The sequence below is a fragment of the Pseudomonas wenzhouensis genome (assembly GCF_021029445.1).
Taxonomy (GTDB): domain Bacteria; phylum Pseudomonadota; class Gammaproteobacteria; order Pseudomonadales; family Pseudomonadaceae; genus Aquipseudomonas; species Aquipseudomonas wenzhouensis.
In genome coordinates this window covers 1575529-1595298 of record NZ_CP072610.1, presented here as the reverse complement: position 1 = coordinate 1595298, position 19770 = coordinate 1575529, and the positions used below count along the sequence as shown (strand labels likewise).

Here is a 19770-nt window from a genome sequence, read left to right as displayed (position 1 = left end):
CGGCCCACTGGCCGGCTCATTTCCTTCAGATCCTGAAGCTGTCCACCAGCTGCTTGAGTCGCCCAACCTGCTGATCCAGCTCGGTACAGGCGCTCAAGCTGGCCTGCAGGTTGCGCACGCCATCCTGGTTCAGCGTGTTGATCTCGGTGATGTCCATGTTCAGGCTTTCGATCACCGAGGTCTGCTCCTCGGTCGCGGTCGCCACGGACTGGTTCATGCCATCGATCTCACCGATGCGCCGCGTCACATCACGCAGGTTTTCTCCGGCCTGACCACCGATGCGTACGCTGTCATCGCTGAAACGACGGCTTTCGCCCATGGTCTCGACCGCGTCACGGGCACCACTTTGCAGTTGCTCGATCATCTGCTGGATTTCCTGCGCCGAACTCTGCGTGCGCTGCGCCAGGTTACGCACCTCATCCGCCACCACGGCGAAACCACGCCCAGCCTCGCCCGCACGCGCGGCCTCGATCGCGGCATTGAGTGCCAGCAGGTTGGTCTGCTCGGAAATGCCCTTGATCACATCGAGAATCTGGCCGATATCGTTGCTCTTGTCGCTGAGCAGTTCGATATGGCTACCGGAGGCCTGAATCTTCTCCGACAGCTCGCCCATCGAACCCAGCGTACGCTCGACCATACTCTGCCCTTGCTCGGCATTGCGCCGCGCCTCGCTGGCCTGTTGCGAGGCATCGGCAGCATTGCGCGCAATCTCCTGAGCCGCAGCGCCCAGCTCGTTGATGGCCGCCGCGACACTGTCGGTACGCGCCGCCTGCTCGCTGGAATTACCCATCGAGGCATTGGACGCCTGCACCACGGTGCTGACCCGCGCATGCACCTCGCGGGTTGCCGAAGCCACCTCACGGATCGACTCATGAATGCGCTCGACGAAGCGGTTGAACGCCCCGGCCAACTGACCGAACTCGTCGCCGGAAGCGATGTTCAGGCGCTGGGTCAAATCCCCCTCGCCATCGGCGATACCGCTCATGGCATGTCCCATGACATGCAGCGGGCGCAGCAGGATGCGAATCAGCACGCCCAGCAACAAGAGAGTGGTCACGACCCCGATGGTGGTCGCCATCAACGCGGAAAGGCGTGTCTCACGCAGCGCCGCGAACGCCTTGCTCTCGTCCACCGACAGGCCGACATACCAGCGCACCCCGGCCAACCCCTGAACGGGCAGGAAGGTGACGATGCGGGCGCTGCCATCGACAGCCATGGCATTCTGCAGGTCAGACTCCAGGCGCGGAGTTGAGCCGGGGTAGAGATCCGCCAGCGTCTTCAGCACCAGGCTCTTGTCCGGGTGCACCAGCACCGAACCCTGATCATCGACCAGGAAGGCGTAGCCCATGCCTCCCAGATCGAAGGAATTGAGAATATCGTCGACCGTCTGCAACTTGAGGTCGCCACCGACCACCCCACGCAAGGTGCCGCCGACACTGACCGGACGGGTAATGGTGATCAGCAGGCCATCACGCGGGTCTGCCGCCAGATAAGGCGCGGTCAGACCCGGCCCGCTGCTGCCCACGGCACTCTTGTACCAGGGACGCTGGCGTGGGTCATAGCCCGCCGGCAGCTCGCTCGGCGGAAACTGGGTGAACGTGCCATCAGCCTGGCCGTAATAGGCATAGAGGAAGGCCGAAGCAATGCTGCGATGCTGCAGATTGCGCGCCAACGGTTCGGGCGAGCTGTCGTCCTGCACCGACTCGGCAAGGTTATCCAGCAACTGCATGCGCCCATCGAGCCAATGCTGGATGTTGCCGGTGGAAACCAGGCCAACATCCAGCAGGTAGTTGGCCAGGCTGTTACGAATCGAGGTGCGCTGCAGGTAGTCGTTGAACAGCGAAAATGAGGCAAACGCCGCAATGACCACCAGAGATGCAGCCAACATGATCTTGTGGCTGAACTTGAGCGTACGCATAGAAAGGGAATCTCTTCGAAGGATTACTCTCAGTCTATTGGCCTCCTGACAGGCCCCTTGAGCCCCATTTGGGTCAGGAGTGCGACCTTAATAAATGGAAAACGGACAGCCTCGGGAATTTTCCTCCACGCCCGTCACATGCTAGTGTCGGCAGCTTTGTCGCCGCCCTACAAAGGACCCGTCGGATCACGATGAACCACGCCCTCGCCCAGTTGCAGCCCTACCCGTTCGAGAAACTCCGCGCTCTGCTCGCAGGTGCCCAGCCAGCTGCCGACCGCTCGCACATCGCCCTGTCCATTGGTGAACCCAAGCACCGCTCGCCAGACTTCGTCGGCCAGGCGCTGACCGCCAATCTCGACAAGCTGGCGGTGTATCCGACGACGCTCGGCCTGCCGGAGCTGCGCCAGAGCATCGTCAACTGGTGCGAACGCCGCTTTGGCGTACCGAATGGCTGGCTGGATGCCGCACGCCATGTACTACCGGTCAATGGCACGCGCGAAGCGCTGTTCGCCTTCACCCAGGCGGTGGTGGATCGCAACGCCAAGGGCCTGGTGGTCAGCCCTAACCCCTTCTATCAGATCTACGAAGGCGCGGCCTTTCTCGCCGGCGCCGAGCCGCACTATCTGCCGTGCCTGGAAGCCCATGGCTTCAACCCGGACTTCGACGCAGTGCCGAGCGAAATCTGGCAGCGCTGCCAGATTCTCTTCCTCTGCTCGCCAGGCAACCCCACCGGCGCGCTGATCCCGCTGGACACCCTGAAGAAGCTGATCGCCCTGGCTGACGAGCATGACTTCGTCATCGCCGCCGACGAGTGCTACAGCGAGCTGTACTTCGACGAAAACGCACCGCCGCCGGGCCTGCTCAGCGCCTGCGCCGAGCTGGGGCGCAACGATTTCAAACGCTGCGTGGTGTTCCACAGCCTGTCCAAGCGCTCCAACCTGCCGGGCCTGCGTTCGGGCTTCGTCGCCGGCGACGCCGAAATCCTCAAGCACTTTCTGCTCTATCGCACCTACCACGGCTGCGCCATGCCGGTACAAACCCAGCTGGCCAGCGTCGCCGCCTGGAACGACGAAACGCACGTCCGCACCAACCGCGACCTGTATCGCGAGAAATTCGACGCGGTACTGAAAATCCTCGCCCCGGTGATGGACGTGCAACGCCCAGACGGCGGCTTTTACCTGTGGGCACGCACGCCCGGTGACGACACCGTCTTCACCCGCGAACTGTTCACCGCCGAGCACGTAACCGTGGTACCGGGCTCGTACCTGTCGCGTGAGGTCAATGGCGTCAATCCGGGCGCCGGGCGCGTGCGCATGGCGCTGGTAGCACCCCTTGCCGAATGCATCGAAGCCGCAGAGCGCATTGCCCGCTTCATCCGCAGCGCCTGAAGCCCGACCCGGGCTGGAGGCTTTGGCCACCAGCTCACCGTAGCCCGGATGCAACCCGGGGATAGCCGTTCATGGCGTCCCGGATTGCATCCGGGCTACACGCCGGCGCTGTAACACATAGCAGCGACAGCCGCCGCCACCTCGGGATACGACGTGGCATAATGGCCCGCTGTGTTTCCCGGACCTTCCGGCACGCCACTCATCAGAGGAAGATCAATGAGTTACGTCCTGTATGGCATCAAGGCCTGTGACACCATGAAAAAGGCCAGAACCTGGCTCGATGAACACCAGGTCGACTATGCCTTTCACGACTACAAGAGCGTCGGAATCGACCGGGCAAACCTGGAAAAGTGGTGCAACGAGCATGGCTGGCAGACCATCCTGAATCGCGCCGGCACCACCTTCCGCAAGCTCGATGATGCGCAGAAAGCCGATCTCGACCAGGCCAAGGCCATCGACCTGATGCTGGCCCAACCGTCGATGATCAAGCGCCCGGTACTCGACCTGGGCGACAAGACCCTGGTCGGCTTCAAACCGGACAATTACCAAGCCGCGCTGGCCTGATCACTCTCCTCCGATTTCGTTGCAAGGAACCCTGTTATGAGCACCTCCCTCTTCAGCATCGCCTTTGGCGTCGGCACCCAGAACCGCCAGGGCAACTGGCTGGAAGTCTTCTACGCCCAACCGCTGCTCAACCCTGCCGCCGAGCTGGTGGCCAAGGCTGCCGACATCCTCGGTTATCAGGGTGGCAACCAGGCCATCGCCTTCACCACCGCGCAAGCAGGTGACCTGGCCGAAGCCCTGAAAGGCGTGGACGCCGCGCAAGCCGCGCTGCTGACCCGTCTGGCCGAAAGCCACAACCCGCTGGTCGCCACCTTCCTCGCTGAGGATGCCGCGCTGACCAGCACCCCCGAGGCCTACCTCAAGCTGCACCTGCTGTCGCACCGCCTGGTCAAACCGCATGGTCTGAGCCTGGCTGGCATCTTCCCGCTGCTACCCAACGTGGCCTGGACCAGCCAGGGCGCCGTCGACCTCGGCGAACTGGCCGAGCGCCAGCTGGAAGCGCGCCTGAAGGGCGAGCTGCTGGAAGTATTCTCGGTGGACAAGTTCCCGAAAATGACCGACTACGTGGTGCCGGCCGGCGTGCGTATCGCCGACAGCGCCCGTGTGCGCCTGGGTGCCTATATCGGCGAAGGCACCACGGTGATGCACGAAGGTTTCGTCAACTTCAACGGCGGCACCGAAGGCCCGGGCATGATCGAAGGCCGCGTTTCCGCTGGCGTATTCGTCGGCAAGGGTTCGGACCTGGGCGGCGGCTGCTCGACCATGGGCACCCTGTCCGGTGGCGGCAACATCATCATCAGCGTCGGTGAAGGCTGCCTGATCGGCGCCAACGCCGGTATCGGCATCCCGCTGGGCGACCGCAACACCGTCGAAGCCGGCCTGTACATCACCGCCGGTACCAAGGTGAACCTGCTCGACGAAAAGGGTGCCCTGGTTAAGGTGATCAAGGCGCGCGAACTGGCCGGCCAGCCTGACCTGCTGTTCCGTCGCAACTCGCTGACCGGCGCCGTGGAGTGCAAGACCCACAAGTCGGCGATTGAGCTGAACGAAGCCCTGCACGCCCACAATTGATCGTCATGCCTCCCCTCTCCCTCCGGGAGAGGGGTCGGGGGTGAGGGCAAACCCACGCGGATCTGACACAGCATGTCACTGACTTCCCCCTGGCGCGCCGATTTCCCCGGCATGCTCGCTCTCGAAGCCGAAGGCCAGACCTATCTGGACAGCGCCGCCACCGCACAGAAACCGCAGGCGGTGCTCGATGCCCTGCTCGGCTACCTCAGCGGCGGCGTAGCCAATGTGCACCGCGCCCAGCACCTGCCGGGCGAGCGCGCCACCCGCGCCTTCGAGGCGACACGCAGCAAGGCCGCGCAATGGCTCAATGCAGCCAGCAGCGAAGAGATCATCTTCACCCGTGGCAGTACCGAATCGCTCAACCTGCTGGCCTATGGCCTGGAGCACTTGCTGCAGCCGGGCGAGCAGATCGTCATCAGTGCGCTGGAGCACCACGCCAACCTGCTGCCCTGGCAGCAACTGGCCAAACGGCGCAATCTCGAGTTGCGGGTAGTGCCACTGGATAGCAGCGGCAGCATCGATCTGGATGCCGCCACCCGCCTGATCGGCCCGCGCACGCGCCTGCTGGCGCTGTCGCAGCTGTCCAATGTCCTCGGCCGCTGGCAGCCGCTCGCCGAGCTGCTGGCCATGGCCCGCGTGCACGGCGCCATCAGCGTGATCGACGGGGCGCAGGGCGCGGTGCATGCACGCCCTGATCTGCAGGCGCTGGGCTGCGACTTCTACGTCTGCTCAGCGCACAAGCTCTACGGCCCGGATGGTGTCGGTCTGCTGTATGGCCGCCGCGAAGCACTGAGCCAATTGCAGCACTGGCAATTCGGCGGCGAGATGGTGCTCGATGCCGACTACCACGAGGCGCGTTTTCGCCCTGCACCGCTGGGTTTCGAGGCCGGCACACCGGCTGTTTCTGCGGTTATCGGGCTGGGCGCGGCGCTGGATTGGCTAAGCGGGCTGGATCAAGCCGCAGTGGCACGCCATGAAGCAGCGCTGCATGCCGAATTGCTGGCAGGCCTGCAAAGCCGCAAGGGCGTGCGCCTGCTCGGCGAACCACAACTGGCGCTGGCCTGTTTTCATGTCGAAGCTGTGCACAACGCCGACCTGGCCCACCTGCTCAGCGAACAGGGCATCGCCGTGCGTGCCGGACACCACTGCGCCATGCCGCTGATGAAAAGCCTGGGCCTCAGTGGCGCGACTCGTGTTTCGCTCGGCCTCTACAATAACGGCGCAGACCTGCAGCGCTTCTTCGCCGCCCTGGATAACGCCCTGGAACTGTTGCGATGACGATGTGCCTGCCCACCTCCGCTGAAGAGGCTCTGAGCGCATTCAGTGCCTGCCCTGGCTGGGAACAACGCGCGCGCCTGCTGATGCAATGGGGCGAACGCCTGCAGCCACTAAGCGATGCCGAACGCGTCGACGCGCACCGCGTGCATGGCTGTGAGAGCCTGGTCTGGCTGATCGCCGAACACCACGGCGAACATCTGCACTTTCGCGCCAGCAGCGACGCTCGTCTGCTGCGCGGCTTGCTGGCTGTGTTGCTGGCACGGGTCGAAGGCCTGTCTCGCGCCGAGCTGGCCCGTGTCGATCTGGTCGACTGGTTCAACCAGTTGGGGCTGCAGCGGCAGCTATCGCCCTCGCGCAGCAATGGTCTCAACGCGGTGCTGCAGCGTATGCGCGAGTTGGCGGGGCGCTCCACCTAAAAACCATTCGTCGCAGGGCGCTTGCCGCCACTCCATCGCGTAGGAGCCCCCCCCCTGGGGCGAAGCTTTCAGTCGCTCTTGCCCCGCTCGCGAATCGTCAGCCCACGCAGGAAATTGCGCAGCACCTGATCACCACACTCACGGTAGTGCTTGTGCTCCGGCGCGCGGAACAATGCACTGAGCTCGCTCTTGGTCATCGGCAGGTCAGCCGCCTGCAGGATCGCCTGGAGGTCGTCATCGCGCAGTTCGAAGGCCACACGCAGCTTCTTCAGCACGATGTTGTTGGTCAGCCGTTTGGGCACCGGCAGAGGGGCGCGGCTGTCATCCTTGCCGCGCTTGTGAAACACCAGGCCTTCGAGCACGTGAGCCAGCAGTACATCGCTGCAGGCGCGATAACCGGGCTCGTCCTCACGCAGCAGGCAGGCCGAAATCAGCCCCGGCTCCACCGGGTAATCCGCCAACTGGCAGAGTGCCTCCAGCTTGGCGTCGCTGACATCCAGCAGATAGCGCAGGCTGCGCAGTACATCGTTATTGAGCATGTTCATGACTCCAGATAAGGCTTAGGCAGCTCAATCACGCAGCGCCTGAGAAGGGATAGTGGGCTGCCAGTCATCGGCATTGCCGGTATTGAGCGCCTGCTGCAGGCGCTCAAGGTCGCCGTTCTCGACGAAGCGGCGCAGCCCCGCATTGAACTGACGTAACAGCTGCGCGTTTTGCCGATCATCCTTGCGAAACAGCAAACGCAGCGGCTCCCGGTTTAGGCGGCGAGGGTGATGAGTGATCTCGCCACCGGGAAACTGGCGACGCAGCATGGCATAACCGACGGCACGATCCTGCGGGTGCAGATCGATTCGTTTCAACTCCAGCAGGCGGAAGCTGACGTCCTCCCGGCTGCTTTGCTCGACCTGCAAACGCTCCAACTGCATGGCTTCATCGAACACCGAGCCGTAGGAATAGCCCAGCGTCGTACCGATTCGGTACGGCTGCAGGTCATCGATGTCCTGCCAGTCGAAGGCCAGGTCACGGTGATGGAAAAACACCACCTCACCGCGTACCAGCGGGTCGCTGCACACCCCATAGTCGAGCCGGCTGGGGCTACAGTTGTACGGCATGATCGCGTGCAGAGCGCCGCGCTGCAGCATCAGCACATTGCGATCCCAGGGGTAGAAAACGAACTCGACCGCATAACCTGATTCGGCGAACACCGCGCGCACCAGACGCGCCAACGCCCCGCCATCAGTACGCCCCTGTTCGACGTAAGGCGCCCAGTCCCCCGTACCGATACGCAGCGTTTTGAGCTCGGCCTGCGCAGGCGGCCAACACAAGGCCAGAAACAGCGCAACAACAGCGCTGCATAGTCCCCTGGCATGACGGGCCCGGCCAGAACGCAACAAACAGTACGGCACCGCTCACCTCGACGCGTGCAATGGTCGATCTTCTCCAGACCATCGATACATCAGTGCATACCGTTGCACTGAACCGGCTGGCATTGCCGCCAGCCGTGACTCACTCACCGCGCTGACGTTCGGCAGGCCGGCGTGCTCCGGCCACCAGCTTGTCCACCATCTTGGCGGTGGCAGCCATGGCGAAGGTGGCGGTGACCATCATCACCGCACCGAAACCACCGGCACAATCGAGACGTACCCCCTCACCGACGAAGCCCTTGGCCTGGCACACGCTGCCATCGGGCTTGGGGTAACGCAATTGCTCGGTGGAAAACACGCAGGGCACGCTGTAGTTGCGCCCCGGCGTGCGGGAAAAACCATAGTCGCGGCGCAGCAGGGAGCGTACCTTGGCGGCCAATGGGTCGTTGACGGTCTTGTTCAGATCGGCGACCTGCACCTGGGTCGGATCGATCTGCCCACCTGCACCGCCGGTGGTGACGATCTGGATCTTGCGCCGCTTGCACCAGGCGATCAGCGCCGCCTTGGCCGGCACGCTGTCGATGCAGTCGATCACCCCGTCGAGCTGTTCGGTGATGTACTCGGCCATGGTCTCGCGGGTGACGAAATCGGCCACCGCATGCACCACGCAGGCCGGGTTGATGGCGCGGATACGTTCGGCCATGACCTCGACCTTGGCCTTGCCCACGGCGCCGTCGAGCGCCTGGATCTGCCGGTTGGTGTTGGTGATGCAGACGTCATCGAGGTCGAACATGGAAATCTCGCCAACCCCGGAACGCGCCAGCGCCTCGGCCACCCAGGAACCGACACCGCCGATACCGACCACCGCCACATGCGCAGCCGCCAGGTGCTGATAGCCCTCCTGGCCGTAGAGCCGGGCAATGCCGCCGAAACGCTGATCGTCTGTGTTCATCTAACCACCTTCAGGAAGGCGCGCATTATAGGGACAGCGCCCCGCCCACCCAAGCCCGCCGTGCAGGTCAGCCGTCGGCCTGCCCTGTCACGCGGCATTGACCGCGGATACGCCGTGCGGCCGTCCCTCATCCGGCGCTTCGCGCCACCTTCTCCCAGAGGGAGAAGGGCATCAAGGATGGCGTCGCCACGCGACTTTCACGGTAATATGGCCAGCTTTCACGCCAGCCGCTGTACCGGAGCCGCCATGACCGTCCCCCTCACCCCGACCCTGGAACTCGCCTTCGACCTGATTCGCCGCCCGTCCGTGACCCCGGTGGACGAAGGTTGCCAGGAACTGATGATGCGTCGCCTGGCTGCCTGCGGCTTCGAGATCGAACGCATGCGCATCGAAGAGGTGGAGAACTTCTGGGCCAAACGCGGTGGCGACGGCCCCGTGCTGTGCTTCGCCGGCCACACCGACGTGGTGCCCACCGGCCCGTTGGACGCCTGGCAATACCAGCCATTCGACGTGCGCGTCGATGAAGACGGCATGCTCTGCGGCCGTGGCGCAGCGGACATGAAGGGCAGCCTGGCGAGCATGATCATCGCCGTGGAGCGCTTCGTCGCCGATTACCCGCAGCACAAGGGCGCCATCAGCTTCCTCATCACCAGCGACGAGGAAGGCCCGGCCCAGCACGGTACCAAGGCAGTGGTCGAGCGCCTGCGCGAGCGCAACGAGCGCCTGGACTGGTGCATCGTCGGCGAACCGTCGAGCACCACCCTGCTCGGCGACGTAGTCAAGAACGGCCGTCGTGGCTCGCTCGGCTGCACCCTGACCGTGTACGGCAAGCAGGGCCACGTCGCCTACCCGCACCTGGCGAAGAACCCGATTCATCTCGCGGCCCCGGCGCTGGCCGAGCTGGCCGCCGAGCATTGGGATCACGGCAACGACTACTTCCCGCCGACCAGCTTCCAGGTGTCCAACCTCAACTCCGGCACCGGCGCCACCAACGTCATCCCCGGTGAGCTGAAGGCGGTGTTCAACTTCCGCTTCTCCACCGAATCCACCGTCGAGGGCCTGCAGCAGCGCGTCACCGCCATCCTCGACAAACACGGCCTGGACTATCACCTGGAGTGGGCGCTGTCCGGTCTGCCCTTCCTCACCCAGCCGGGCGACCTGCTCGACGCCGTGGCCGCCAGCATCAAAAACGTCACCGGTCGCGACACCACACCGTCGACCAGCGGCGGCACCTCGGACGGGCGCTTTATCGCCACGCTGGGTACTCAGGTAGTCGAACTCGGCCCGGTCAACGCCACCATCCACCAGATCAACGAGCGCGTACTGGCCAGCGATCTGGACCTGCTCACCGAGGTGTATTACCAGACCATGGTCAAGCTACTCGCATGATGGGCGAAGCATATCCAATGTCAGCGATCCGCCCATTGCCCTCATCCGCCGCTGCGCGCCACCTTCTCCCCGAGGGAGAAGGGCTCAGGGAGAACGTCGCTGAGCGACGTGCATGCCCATGCTGATCTGCCCCATCTGCCAGACGCCGCTTGAGCCCAGTGACAGCGGCCTGGCCTGCGAAAACCGCCACAGCTTCGACCGCGCGCGGCAGGGTTACTACAACCTGCTGCCGGTACAGCACAAGAACAGCCGCGACCCTGGCGACAACGCCGCCATGGTCGAGGCACGGCGGCGCTTTCTCGACGGTGGCCATTACGCCCCCCTGGCCGCACGCCTGGCCGCACTGGCGGCCGAGTACGCACCCGCACGCTGGCTGGATATCGGCTGCGGCGAGGGCTATTACACCGAACAAATCGCCCGTGCCCTGCCGCACGCTGACGGCTACGCCCTGGACATCTCCCGCGAAGCAGTCAAGCGTGCGTGCAAGCGCGCGCCACAGCTGAGCTGGCTAGTGGCGAGCATGGCCCGTGTGCCCCTGGCCGATGCCAGTTGTAATCTGCTGGCCAGCGTCTTCAGCCCGCTCGACTGGGCCGAGGCCAAGCGCCTGCTTGCCCCCGGCGGCGGCCTGCTGCGCATGGGCCCGACTCGCGTGCACCTGATGGAACTGCGGCAGAAGCTGTACGACGAAGTACGCGACTATGACGACGAAAAGCACCTGGCGCTGATCCCAACCGGCATGCACCTGGCGCACAGTGAAACCCTGGAGTTCACCCTGCATCTGGCCGACGCCCAGGCCCGCGCCGACCTGCTGGCCATGACCCCACACGGCTGGCGCGCCAGTGCCGAACGCCGTGAAGCGGTGATCGCCGCGCCCTTCGATGTCACCGTTTCCATCCGCTACGATTGGATCGTCAACACTCAGGAATGAACCCAATGCGCCAACCCGACATCGAAATCTACCTCAAAGACGCCGAACGCGACGCCGTGGCGCAGTGGCTGGGTGAGGCACTCGGCCCGTGCAGCGACTGGCAACAGAAAGGCCAGACCTTCAAGTGCAGGGCCGGCGACGTGCCGGTGACCTGGCTGCCGAAAGCCGTGGGCAAATGGCACAGCCTGTATCTGGAAAGCGACACCACGCCCTGGGCCGACGACCTCGCCTGCGCCCGCGCCGCCTATGCCGCGCTCGGCGTGCAGGTACGCTGCGCACCGGGTACCTGGGTAGAAGACGAGAGCGATGAAGAAGCCGACCGCTGGATCAAGGTCGATGCCGATGGCGAAACCGAGATCATCTGGCGTACAGAATAAAAGCGGCCGCTTGGCGCAAGCGCCAAATCTGTAGGAGCGGCGCTCCGCCGCGAATCAGGACGGCACCGCCTTACAAAGCTTCGCCCCGAGGCGGGGCTCCTACGCCAAGCTGCGTGGGGTCATTACCTTCGCCCGTAGCCCGGATGAAATCCGGGGATCAGCGCATGTTCCGGATTTCATCCGCGCTACAGTGTTCTTCACCTTCACGGCCCAAACGCCAGAAACAACAAGGCCCGTCATCGACGGGCCTTGTGGCATTACGAGCGTGGCGGTCAGAACGCGGAGACGTCTTCCGCCTGCAGGCCTTTCTGGCCCTGGGTCACGCCGAACTCGACCTTCTGGCCTTCGACCAGGGTGCGGTGCCCTTCGCCACGGATGGCGCGAAAGTGAACGAACACATCCGGGCCGCTTTCGCGCTGGATAAACCCGTAGCCCTTGGAATCATTGAACCATTTGACGGTTCCGGTCTCACGATCTGCCATTACCCACTTCTCCAAACTCGCTGTGTTTTTATTGTCACGAAGGCACATTACGGCTCGGTAAAAACGTTCTTCCCAGTGCTCGTCTACCCCGGCAACCGCGCCGGGAACAGGCAAGCAGTTCGCGTTCTTGCTGCAGCCGAAGGGCGAGTATAAAGCATGAATTGTGACTGAAAAGCACTTTTTAAAAACCGCAGAGAACTCGGAAGATATGCGGCTTACAGCTTTTTTTATGGGTTTTTGGCCAATAGATCGCGTAACTTCTTCGCCAGCCGCTGAACCTGTTCAGACTCCAGCCGATAGGCCCAGTCACTGCGCGCTGTCACCTCTGCGGCCTCGAAACCTTCAGCTTCGCCAAGCACCAGCCAATAGTGCTCGGCTTGTTTGTATAACGCACCCTCAAGCCTCTGTTCGTTGAAACCGGTGAGGCTGAATTGCAGCACCGGCGCCTGCTTGAAGCTGATCTGCGCAAGCGGAGCGGCATCGGCGAACTGCAGGTTGGAGAACACCAGGGCAACACTGTTGGCCGCGCCCTCGAAGCTGAGCGTCTGCTCCTTGCGCAGTTCGGCGATAGCAAAGTTGTATTGCTGGGCATCGTCTCGCGTCAGCGTAAGTACCTCGCCGTCGGCATAGCGCAACTGTAGACGCGCGATGCTGGTGAAGGGAATATCGCTGACACGTCGATCCAGCCAGTCCAGCTCACGCGTCGGTACCTGCAGTTGCCGATCGATCAGCCACACCTGATCTTCACCGGCACGGCGCACCAGTTGCCCGCGGCCTTGCTGAGAGAGATTACCCAGGCGCAGGCCCAGCTCGGGATGGCCGTCGAAGTGCAGCTTCAGACGCAGCGCCTGCTCATCAGGCGCGCCCTCCTCGGCCAACCCCAGACGGGCATGCCATTGCGGGTTGGCGGTTTTGGCCTCCAGCGTGCGCGCCTCACGCAAGGCCCGCAGCAACTCGGCCAGCGCTTGCGGCGCAGCCGGATAATCCGCCTTGGCCGGCACCACCCAGGTGTCCCCACGTCGCTCGATACGCACCGGCGGCTGCCCTGCCTGCTCGATCTCCATTGCCTGCAGCGTATTCAGATAGCCCTGCTCGGCTGCCAGCCAGGGCGCTGACTCGATTTGCGCCGTGCTCTGCTGCTGGCCGCGCTGCACGGCCAAGTAGCCCAGCACGCACAGCAGCACGATGACGATCAATGCGATCAGACCTTTACGCCCCATGATCTCCTCACTATTGAGAATGACTAACCTCGTGGATGTCGCTTTACATCCACTGCCGCGGCGCAGGGTGGATCACGCTTCAGCGATCCAGCGTTGCGGTGGGTACAAAAGCGACAGCCACCCTACGCCCGGTTCGTGGGAGACGCTTTAGCCGCGACTGTCGCCGCTGACGCGCCTTCCACAGCTGATAAACGTCACCCGCGGCGACGGCGCCGCCACAGCCACAACGCCAATACGCCCAGGGTCAGCAACGCCGGCATCAGGGCAATGTTGATCACCTTCAGCGTGCGACCCAACGCCTCGATTTCCGCGTTGAGCTGGTAACGCACGTCGCGCAGCTCCTTGCGAATCTCCAGCTTCTGCTGGATGAAGCGCTGCAGCGCGCCCTGCTGCTCCGGCGTCAGCTCAAGATTCGGATCGTCGCTTTGCTGCAGCGCCGCCAGTTGCTGCTCGGTCTCGGCCAGCCGTGCCTGCAAGGCCTGCTCCTTGTCACGGAAGCGCTGTTCGGCAGCACGTTGCAGTTCCTCGACCACCACGAACGGGCGGCTGAAGCGGCCACGCGAACGCACGCTAATCAGCGCCTCGGAGCCGGTCAGGTTGTCCAGCGCGTTGATAGTGAAGCTGCCGTTGTCGGCCCAGGGCTGTGGCATGCGCTGGCCGAAAAACTCCTGCACCTGCACCCACATGCGGTCGGTGAGCATGTCGGTATCGGCCACGGCGATGACGTTAATGGTGTCCGCCTGCTTGAGGCCGTCCTTGCGCCCTTCGATACCGTCGGGGAAGGCCGTCTGCGCCGGGCCGTCGATGCGTGCAGCGATGGTGTAGCGCTCGCCGGTCGGCTCCAGTTCACGGATCAGCTCTTCGGGATTGCTGAGCATGGCGAAACGCTGGGCGTCGAAGGGCATGGCGTATTCGGAACTCTGCATCAGCGGCGTGAAGCGCGTTTTCGCGCCTTCCAGCGGCTCGAGGATGCCGGCGGTGGCGACGGTGACGCTCTCCAGCCCGGTGGTGGCGATATCGGTCTGATCCAGCGCCTTGCGCGGCAAGCTCAGCCAGGCGGCGTGGCGGACCGGACGCTGGCCCTGCCCCATGTTCACCGACATGGCGTAGGAGCCATCGCCCAGCACCTTGTCCGGCACCAGGCGCAGCCCCCAGGCCTTGAACAGCGACTCGATGTTCGAGGCCTTGTCCACCGCCACTTCACCCGGCATATCACCGGTATCGGCCTCGGCATAGGGATCGACGAACACCATCAGCTTGCCGCCGCGCAGCACGAACTGGTCGATGGCGTACAGAGTCTGCTCGGGCAGATTCTTCGGATGCACCAGCCAGAGCACCGAGACGCTATCGGGAATCTGGTCGACATCGGCCTTGAGCTGCTTGATCTGGAACAACTGGCGCACCTGCTCCAGCACCATCCACGGCGGTGTCGGCTGCCGCGCCATCATGTCGAAACCGCCGGTCATCGACAGCCCGGAGAGCACGCCAACCACGGGCAGCTCCGGCTTGGCCAGGGTCTGCACCAGGCGGCTCAGCTCGTATTCCAGGTGCTCCTCCTGATCCAGGGCGAAGAACGGGATCACCTGGGTGTCATCCAGGCCATTGGTGCCGGCCAGGCCGAAGTAGATCGCGTCGCCGCCCTGCTGCAGCGGGATGCCCTGCAGGCCAAACTCGGCGGCCTTGTCCTCGTCCTCGGAGAACGGCTCGGGGTCGATGATGTGCAGGCGGATCTTATCGTTCGCCTGCGCCTGGTAGGCCTTGAGCATCTCCTCCACGCGCTGGGCGTAGGTGCGCAACGCCGGCAAGTCCTTGGCCACCTTGTCCGAGTAGAAGAAGTACAGGTTGATCGGCTCGTCCAGCTCAGAAAGGATCTGCTTGGTGCCGTCGGAGATGGTGTAGAGCTTCTGCTCGGTCAGATCCAGGCGCGCACCGCCCAGGCCCAGGCCAGCCAGCAGGTTGAAGGCGAGAAAGGCCACCGCAATCAGCAGCAGCCCGGCGCCGGAATAAATCAGCTTTTTCATGGGCGCATTCCTTCAGTCGGCTTTCTTCAGGTCGATGACCACGGCGGTGGCGGTCAGCCAGGCGGCGATCAGCGAGAGGAAATACAGCAGGTCGCGCAGATCGATCACGCCCTTACTGATGGCATCGAAGCGCACCAGAAAGCTCAGCGAGGCGATGGCGTCCACCAGCCACTGCGGCGCCCAGGCGAAGGCGTCGAGCACCATCGGAAAGCCGCTGACGATAAACAAAAAGCAGGCGCTGACCGCGAGGATGAAGGCGATCACCTGATTCTTGCTCAGAGCCGACATGCACGAGCCGATGGCCAGATAAGCACCCGCCAGCAGCCAGCTGCCGATATAGCCGGTGACGATGGCGCCGTTGTCCGGCTCGCCCAGGTAGTTGACGGTGATGATCATCGGGAAGGTCAGCAGCAGCGCGATGCCGGCGAACACCCAGGCCGCCAGGAACTTGCCGGTGACCGCTTCGAAGCGGGTGATCGGCAGGGTCATCAGCAGCTCGATGGAACCGGACTTGCGCTCCTCCGCCCACAGTCGCATGGCAATCGCCGGCACCAGGAACAGATAGAGCCAGGGGTGGAAATTGAAAAAGGCCGAGAGATTGGCCTGGCCGCCTTCGAAGAAGCCGCCCAGGTAGAAGGTGAACACCCCGGACAGCACCAGAAAGATGACGATGAACACATAAGCCAGCGGCGTGGCGAAATAGCTCGCCAGCTCGCGTTTGAAGATCACGGGCAACTGGATCATGGCTGCTCTCCCCGGGTCAGCGTGCGGAACACTTCATCGAGCCGACCGCGTTCCACGTTGAGTTCGCGCACCTTCCAGCCGCGCTCGGCGATCAGTGCATTGACCTGCGGGAAGATCACCTCGCCCGGCTGCGCCAGCACGCTCAGGCTGTGCTCACGGGCGTTTTCCTCGACACCGGCAACACCCGGCAGCGCCGCGAGGGCCGCCTGATCCAACGCCTCATCAGCCAGCAGCGTCACCGCCTGGTGATAGCGCGAGCGGCTTTCCAGCTCCAGCGGCGTGCCATCGGCCAGCAGCCGGCCCTGGGCGATCACCACCGCACGAGTACACAGCGCCGTGACCTCTTCGAGGATATGGGTAGAAATGATCACGATCTTGTCGCGCGCCAGCCCCTGAATGAGCTGACGCACCTGATGTTTCTGGTTGGGGTCGAGGCCGTCGGTGGGCTCGTCGAGGATCAGCACACGCGGATCATGCAAAATCGCCTGGGCCAGACCAACGCGGCGCTTGAAGCCCTTGGAGAGCGTCTCGATGCTCTGCTCCAGCACCTTTTCCAGCTCCACCTGCTCCACAGCGCGCTGCACGCGCTGCTTCTTCTCGGTACCGCGAAAGCCACGCACCTCGGCGATAAATTCGAGAAAACCACGCACCGTCATGTCGCCGTAGCACGGCGCGCCTTCGGGCAGATAACCGATCTGCCGCTGGGCCTTGAGCGTCTGGGTCTGGATATCGAAACCGAGGATGCTCGCCGTACCGGAAGTCGGCGCAAGAAAGCCGGTGAGCATCTTCATGGTGGTGGATTTACCGGCCCCGTTGGGACCGAGAAAGCCCAGCACTTCCCCCGGCTGGACCTGGAACGACAAGTCATCGACTGCCGTGTGCTGTGCAAAACGCTTGGTCAGGTTTCTTATTTCGATCATGGCCTCTCACCAGTGCGGTCAAAGCCTGGCGCGCCGCTCGTGGGCACGAGCCAAGCCTGCAAAAATGCCGACGGAACTATAAGAACAGCGCCCCAACGAATGCAATCGTCCCCAGGCCGAACAAGGGTAACCAGACGTAAATCGGCCGCTTGCAGGTGCCGCCTTGACGCTCAGGCCGACGCCCGCCGCGCCAGGGTCTCCGGCTGATGGATCACCAGCCGGCGCTGTACCACGCTGAGCACGCCTTCGGCGGCATACCGATTGAGCACGCGGTTCACCGTTTGCCGCGACGAGCCGACCATCTGTGCCAGCTCCTGATGCGTCAGGCGCAGCTCGAACGCCAGTCCTTCCGGCTTCTGCGTGGCGCACTGACAGGCCAGGCGCAGCAGCATGCGCGCCAGGCGCTGCTCGGGGTTGCAGGAAATGCTTTCCACCAGCGCGTCGGTTGCCAGGCGCATACGTCCACTGACCAGGCGGATGGTGTTCAGTGCCAGCTCCGGGTACGCCTTGAGAACCTGTTCGAAATCGCTGCGTTTCATCGACCAGATGACGCAGTGCCCCACGGCCTGGGCGAAGACCGACTGCGGCCCGACCCCGGCGATCCCACCGGCACCGAACGGCTCCTGCGCCCCGCAAAACCACAGGGTCACCATTTCCCCCTGCGGGGTCAGGCTGAACACCTTGATCAGCCCCTGCTCCACCAGATACACGCGCTCCGGCGGGTCGTCGGCGCGAAACACCATCTGCTTGGCATGCAGCACCTGCTGCTCGGCGATGGCCAGCAGCGCCTGGCGCGCCGCCGCCTCGCAATTGTCGAACAGGGTCAAGCGCTGCCAATACCAGGGTTGATTAGTCATAACGCTTTGTTAGGCCATTGAGTTATAAAAATCTAAAAAGTGTCGCCACCGCGACAGAAGTGTGGCTCGCGGCCACCGCACAATGCCCCCCAGCCCGGTGACCTGCTCGGTAATCCGTTCCAGCCCCTGACCTGCTCCAGACCGCGTCCTGTATGCGAAGGCAGCGTTACGCCTGGATACGCTTATTACCCAAAAACGTCAAACGTAATATTTATATAACTTTTAACAATTAGAGAGCCTTCCATGTCCCAAGCCCACGAGCAACCAGTCGTCGCCCCCGCGGCAGCGGCGCGCCGCCCAGGTGCCGGCGTGCCCTGGCTCAAACCACTGCTCTGGCGCGTACTGCCCTGGCTGCTGCTACTGACGATCTGGAGCGGCGTGCGCCTGCTCAGCGACAAGTACGCAAGCCTGGTGCCGGCGCCCTCGGCGGTTCTGGCGCAGGCGCAGGCGCTGATGCTCGACGGCAGCCTGCCGGCGCACTGGCTGGCCTCCACCCTGCGCGTCAGCCTCGGCGTGCTGATTGGCGTGGCGCTGGCCATTCCGGTGGGCTTTGCCCTGGGCTGGTTCGCCGCCGCGCGCAAAACCCTGACCCCGGTGCTCAATTTCTTCCGCGCCCTGCCGCCGATTGCCCTGATTCCGCTGATGATCATCTACGTCGGCATTGGCGATCCGGCCAAGCTGCTGGTGCTGGTGTACGCCTCTTTCTTCACCGCCGTGGTGGTGATGTACGAAGGCATCTCGCGCACCCCGCCGATCTACATCCAGGTCGCCCGCACCCTGGGCGCCAGCGAAGTCGAGCTGTTTCGCAAGGTGATCCTGCCGCTGGCGCTGCCGCACGCCCTGACCGCCACCCGCGTGGCCCTGGGCGTGGGCTGGATGACCCTGGTGGCCTCGGAGCTGATCTCGGCGGAAAACGGCCTGGGCTCGATGATCCAGATCGCCTCCTCGTATTTCCAGCTGGACGTGATCTATCTCGGTCTGATCTGCATCGGCGCCACCGCCATGCTGATGGATTTTCTTCTGGTGACCCTGAGCGGTCGCCTGGTGGGCTGGCAGGAGAAGGTAAAAGCATGAGCACGGCACGCGAACTGGAATTCAACAACGTCTCGGTGCACTACGCCAACGCTCCCGGCGATGGCTGGGTGGTCAGGGACGCTTCGCTGAAGATCGAGGCCGGCGACTTCGTCTCGCTGGTCGGCCCTTCCGGCTGCGGCAAAACCACCCTGCTGAAACTGGCCGCCGGCATGTCCAGGCCGACCCGTGGCGAGGTGCTGTTCGGCGGCGCGCCGATCACCGGCCCGGATCGGGAGCGCGGCGTGGTGTTTCAGGAATACGGCGTGTTCCCGTGGCTGAGCGTGCGCGAGAACGTCGAGTTCGGCCTGACCCTCAATGCCAACAAGGCTCTGGCGGCGCAGCGCCATGAAATCGCCGAGCGTTACCTGCAGATCATGGGCCTGAGCGACTTTGCCGGCAGCCTGCCGTCGGTGCTGTCCGGCGGCATGCGCCAGCGCCTGGCCCTGGCCCGCGCCTATGCGGTGGATCCGGCCTGCCTGCTGATGGATGAGCCGTTCGCCGCCCTCGATGCGCAGACCCGCCAGGTGATGCACGACCTGCTGCTCAAGCTGCAACAGGAAGAAGCCAAGACCGCCCTGCTGATCACCCACTCGGTGGAAGAGGCGCTGTACCTGTCGAACAAGATCGTGCTGGTCAGCGCGCGCCCGGCGCGCATTACCGAAGTGATCGAAGTGCCCTTCGGCTACCCACGTAACCAGGCGCTGATGTCGCGCCCGGATTTCGTCGAACTGCGCGCCTACCTGCGCGAGAAAGTGATGCAAGCCTACCAACAGCAACAACAAATCAGCCGTGCCACGGCCTGACGAG

At 63.8% G+C, this 19770-nt stretch carries 20 protein-coding genes and 1 pseudogene; 10 read left to right on the top strand and 11 right to left on the bottom strand.

Annotation, left to right across the window (positions count from 1 at the left end):
* Window positions 1-25 precede the first annotated feature (25 nt).
* The gene (locus J7655_RS20970) at window positions 26-790 is read right to left on the bottom strand and encodes a methyl-accepting chemotaxis protein (protein ID WP_420850938.1); all 765 of its coding nucleotides are present in this window, start codon (window positions 788-790) and stop codon (window positions 26-28) included.
* Between the two features lie 90 nt (window positions 791-880).
* Window positions 881-1888 (bottom strand): annotated as a pseudogene (locus J7655_RS20965) (HAMP domain-containing protein); the annotation flags it as partial.
* 221 nt (window positions 1889-2109) lie between these two features.
* On the opposite strand from J7655_RS20965, the gene dapC reads away from it, so the two are divergent.
* The 5 genes from dapC (at window position 2110) to J7655_RS07260 (ending at window position 6635) form a co-directional block, all read left to right on the top strand.
* Complete coding sequence (gene dapC, locus J7655_RS07280) at window positions 2110-3306, top strand: succinyldiaminopimelate transaminase (RefSeq protein WP_230927197.1); 1197 nt, start codon at window positions 2110-2112, stop codon at window positions 3304-3306.
* Between the two features lie 216 nt (window positions 3307-3522).
* Complete coding sequence (locus J7655_RS07275) at window positions 3523-3870, top strand: ArsC family reductase (protein WP_024308915.1); 348 nt, start codon at window positions 3523-3525, stop codon at window positions 3868-3870.
* Window positions 3871-3906: 36 nt separating this feature from the next.
* Complete coding sequence (dapD, locus tag J7655_RS07270; RefSeq protein ID WP_230927196.1) at window positions 3907-4941, top strand: 2,3,4,5-tetrahydropyridine-2,6-dicarboxylate N-succinyltransferase; 1035 nt, start codon at window positions 3907-3909, stop codon at window positions 4939-4941.
* Window positions 4942-5013: 72 nt separating this feature from the next.
* Window positions 5014-6219 carry an aminotransferase class V-fold PLP-dependent enzyme gene (locus J7655_RS07265; protein WP_230927195.1) on the top strand — a complete coding sequence of 402 codons (1206 nt, stop codon included), beginning with the start codon at window positions 5014-5016 and terminating at the stop codon, window positions 6217-6219.
* A gap of 2 nt (window positions 6220-6221) precedes the next feature.
* Entirely contained in the window at window positions 6222-6635 is a 414-nt protein-coding gene (locus J7655_RS07260; RefSeq protein WP_230927689.1) for a SufE family protein, read from the top strand.
* A gap of 68 nt (window positions 6636-6703) precedes the next feature.
* Here the strand turns inward: J7655_RS07260 and J7655_RS07255 are convergent, their stop codons facing one another.
* From J7655_RS07255 to tcdA, 3 genes are all read right to left on the bottom strand, one after another.
* Window positions 6704-7174 carry a YehS family protein gene (locus tag J7655_RS07255; RefSeq protein ID WP_230927194.1) on the bottom strand — a complete coding sequence of 157 codons (471 nt, stop codon included), beginning with the start codon at window positions 7172-7174 and terminating at the stop codon, window positions 6704-6706.
* Window positions 7175-7204: 30 nt separating this feature from the next.
* Window positions 7205-7960 carry a substrate-binding periplasmic protein gene (locus J7655_RS07250; RefSeq protein WP_230927193.1) on the bottom strand — a complete coding sequence of 252 codons (756 nt, stop codon included), beginning with the start codon at window positions 7958-7960 and terminating at the stop codon, window positions 7205-7207.
* Between the two features lie 181 nt (window positions 7961-8141).
* Window positions 8142-8951, bottom strand: coding sequence for a tRNA cyclic N6-threonylcarbamoyladenosine(37) synthase TcdA (gene tcdA / locus J7655_RS07245; RefSeq protein WP_230927192.1), 810 nt, complete (start codon window positions 8949-8951; stop codon window positions 8142-8144).
* 246 nt (window positions 8952-9197) lie between these two features.
* Between tcdA and dapE the strand changes: the two genes are divergently transcribed.
* The 3 genes from dapE (at window position 9198) to J7655_RS07230 (ending at window position 11645) form a co-directional block, all read left to right on the top strand.
* A complete protein-coding gene (gene dapE, locus J7655_RS07240) occupies window positions 9198-10340 on the top strand; it encodes a succinyl-diaminopimelate desuccinylase (RefSeq protein ID WP_230927191.1) in 1143 nt (380 codons plus the stop codon).
* A 118-nt stretch (window positions 10341-10458) separates the two neighbouring features.
* Complete coding sequence (locus J7655_RS07235) at window positions 10459-11268, top strand: putative RNA methyltransferase (RefSeq protein WP_230927190.1); 810 nt, start codon at window positions 10459-10461, stop codon at window positions 11266-11268.
* Window positions 11269-11273: 5 nt separating this feature from the next.
* Window positions 11274-11645, top strand: coding sequence for a hypothetical protein (locus tag J7655_RS07230; protein ID WP_147809570.1), 372 nt, complete (start codon window positions 11274-11276; stop codon window positions 11643-11645).
* Window positions 11646-11917: 272 nt separating this feature from the next.
* Here the strand turns inward: J7655_RS07230 and J7655_RS07225 are convergent, their stop codons facing one another.
* The 6 genes from J7655_RS07225 to J7655_RS07200 all read right to left on the bottom strand — a co-directional run bounded on the left by J7655_RS07225 (window position 11918) and on the right by J7655_RS07200 (window position 17889).
* Window positions 11918-12127: a cold-shock protein gene (locus J7655_RS07225; RefSeq protein WP_230927189.1), complete on the bottom strand. Its 210-nt coding sequence runs from the start codon at window positions 12125-12127 to the stop codon at window positions 11918-11920.
* Between the two features lie 227 nt (window positions 12128-12354).
* Window positions 12355-13347 (bottom strand): DUF4340 domain-containing protein, encoded by a 993-nt coding sequence (locus J7655_RS07220; protein WP_230927188.1) that lies wholly within the window; start codon window positions 13345-13347, stop codon window positions 12355-12357.
* Window positions 13348-13541: 194 nt separating this feature from the next.
* Window positions 13542-15368 (bottom strand): GldG family protein, encoded by a 1827-nt coding sequence (locus J7655_RS07215; protein ID WP_230927187.1) that lies wholly within the window; start codon window positions 15366-15368, stop codon window positions 13542-13544.
* 12 nt (window positions 15369-15380) lie between these two features.
* Window positions 15381-16112, bottom strand: a complete 732-nt coding sequence (locus J7655_RS07210) for an ABC transporter permease subunit (RefSeq protein WP_230927186.1) — start codon at window positions 16110-16112, stop codon at window positions 15381-15383.
* Complete coding sequence (locus tag J7655_RS07205) at window positions 16109-17032, bottom strand: ABC transporter ATP-binding protein (RefSeq protein WP_230927185.1); 924 nt, start codon at window positions 17030-17032, stop codon at window positions 16109-16111. Before J7655_RS07205 ends, J7655_RS07210 begins: the two co-directional genes overlap by 4 nt.
* 170 nt (window positions 17033-17202) lie before the next feature.
* Window positions 17203-17889 carry a Crp/Fnr family transcriptional regulator gene (locus tag J7655_RS07200; protein ID WP_230927184.1) on the bottom strand — a complete coding sequence of 229 codons (687 nt, stop codon included), beginning with the start codon at window positions 17887-17889 and terminating at the stop codon, window positions 17203-17205.
* 243 nt (window positions 17890-18132) lie between these two features.
* On the opposite strand from J7655_RS07200, the gene J7655_RS07195 reads away from it, so the two are divergent.
* Together J7655_RS07195 and J7655_RS07190 are read left to right on the top strand one after the other, a co-directional pair.
* Window positions 18133-18963, top strand: coding sequence for an ABC transporter permease (locus J7655_RS07195; RefSeq protein WP_230927183.1), 831 nt, complete (start codon window positions 18133-18135; stop codon window positions 18961-18963).
* On the top strand, window positions 18960-19766 hold the full coding sequence (locus J7655_RS07190) for an ABC transporter ATP-binding protein (RefSeq protein WP_230927182.1): 807 nt from the start codon (window positions 18960-18962) through the stop codon (window positions 19764-19766). Before J7655_RS07195 ends, J7655_RS07190 begins: the two co-directional genes overlap by 4 nt.
* The last annotated feature ends 4 nt before the right edge of the window (window positions 19767-19770 follow it).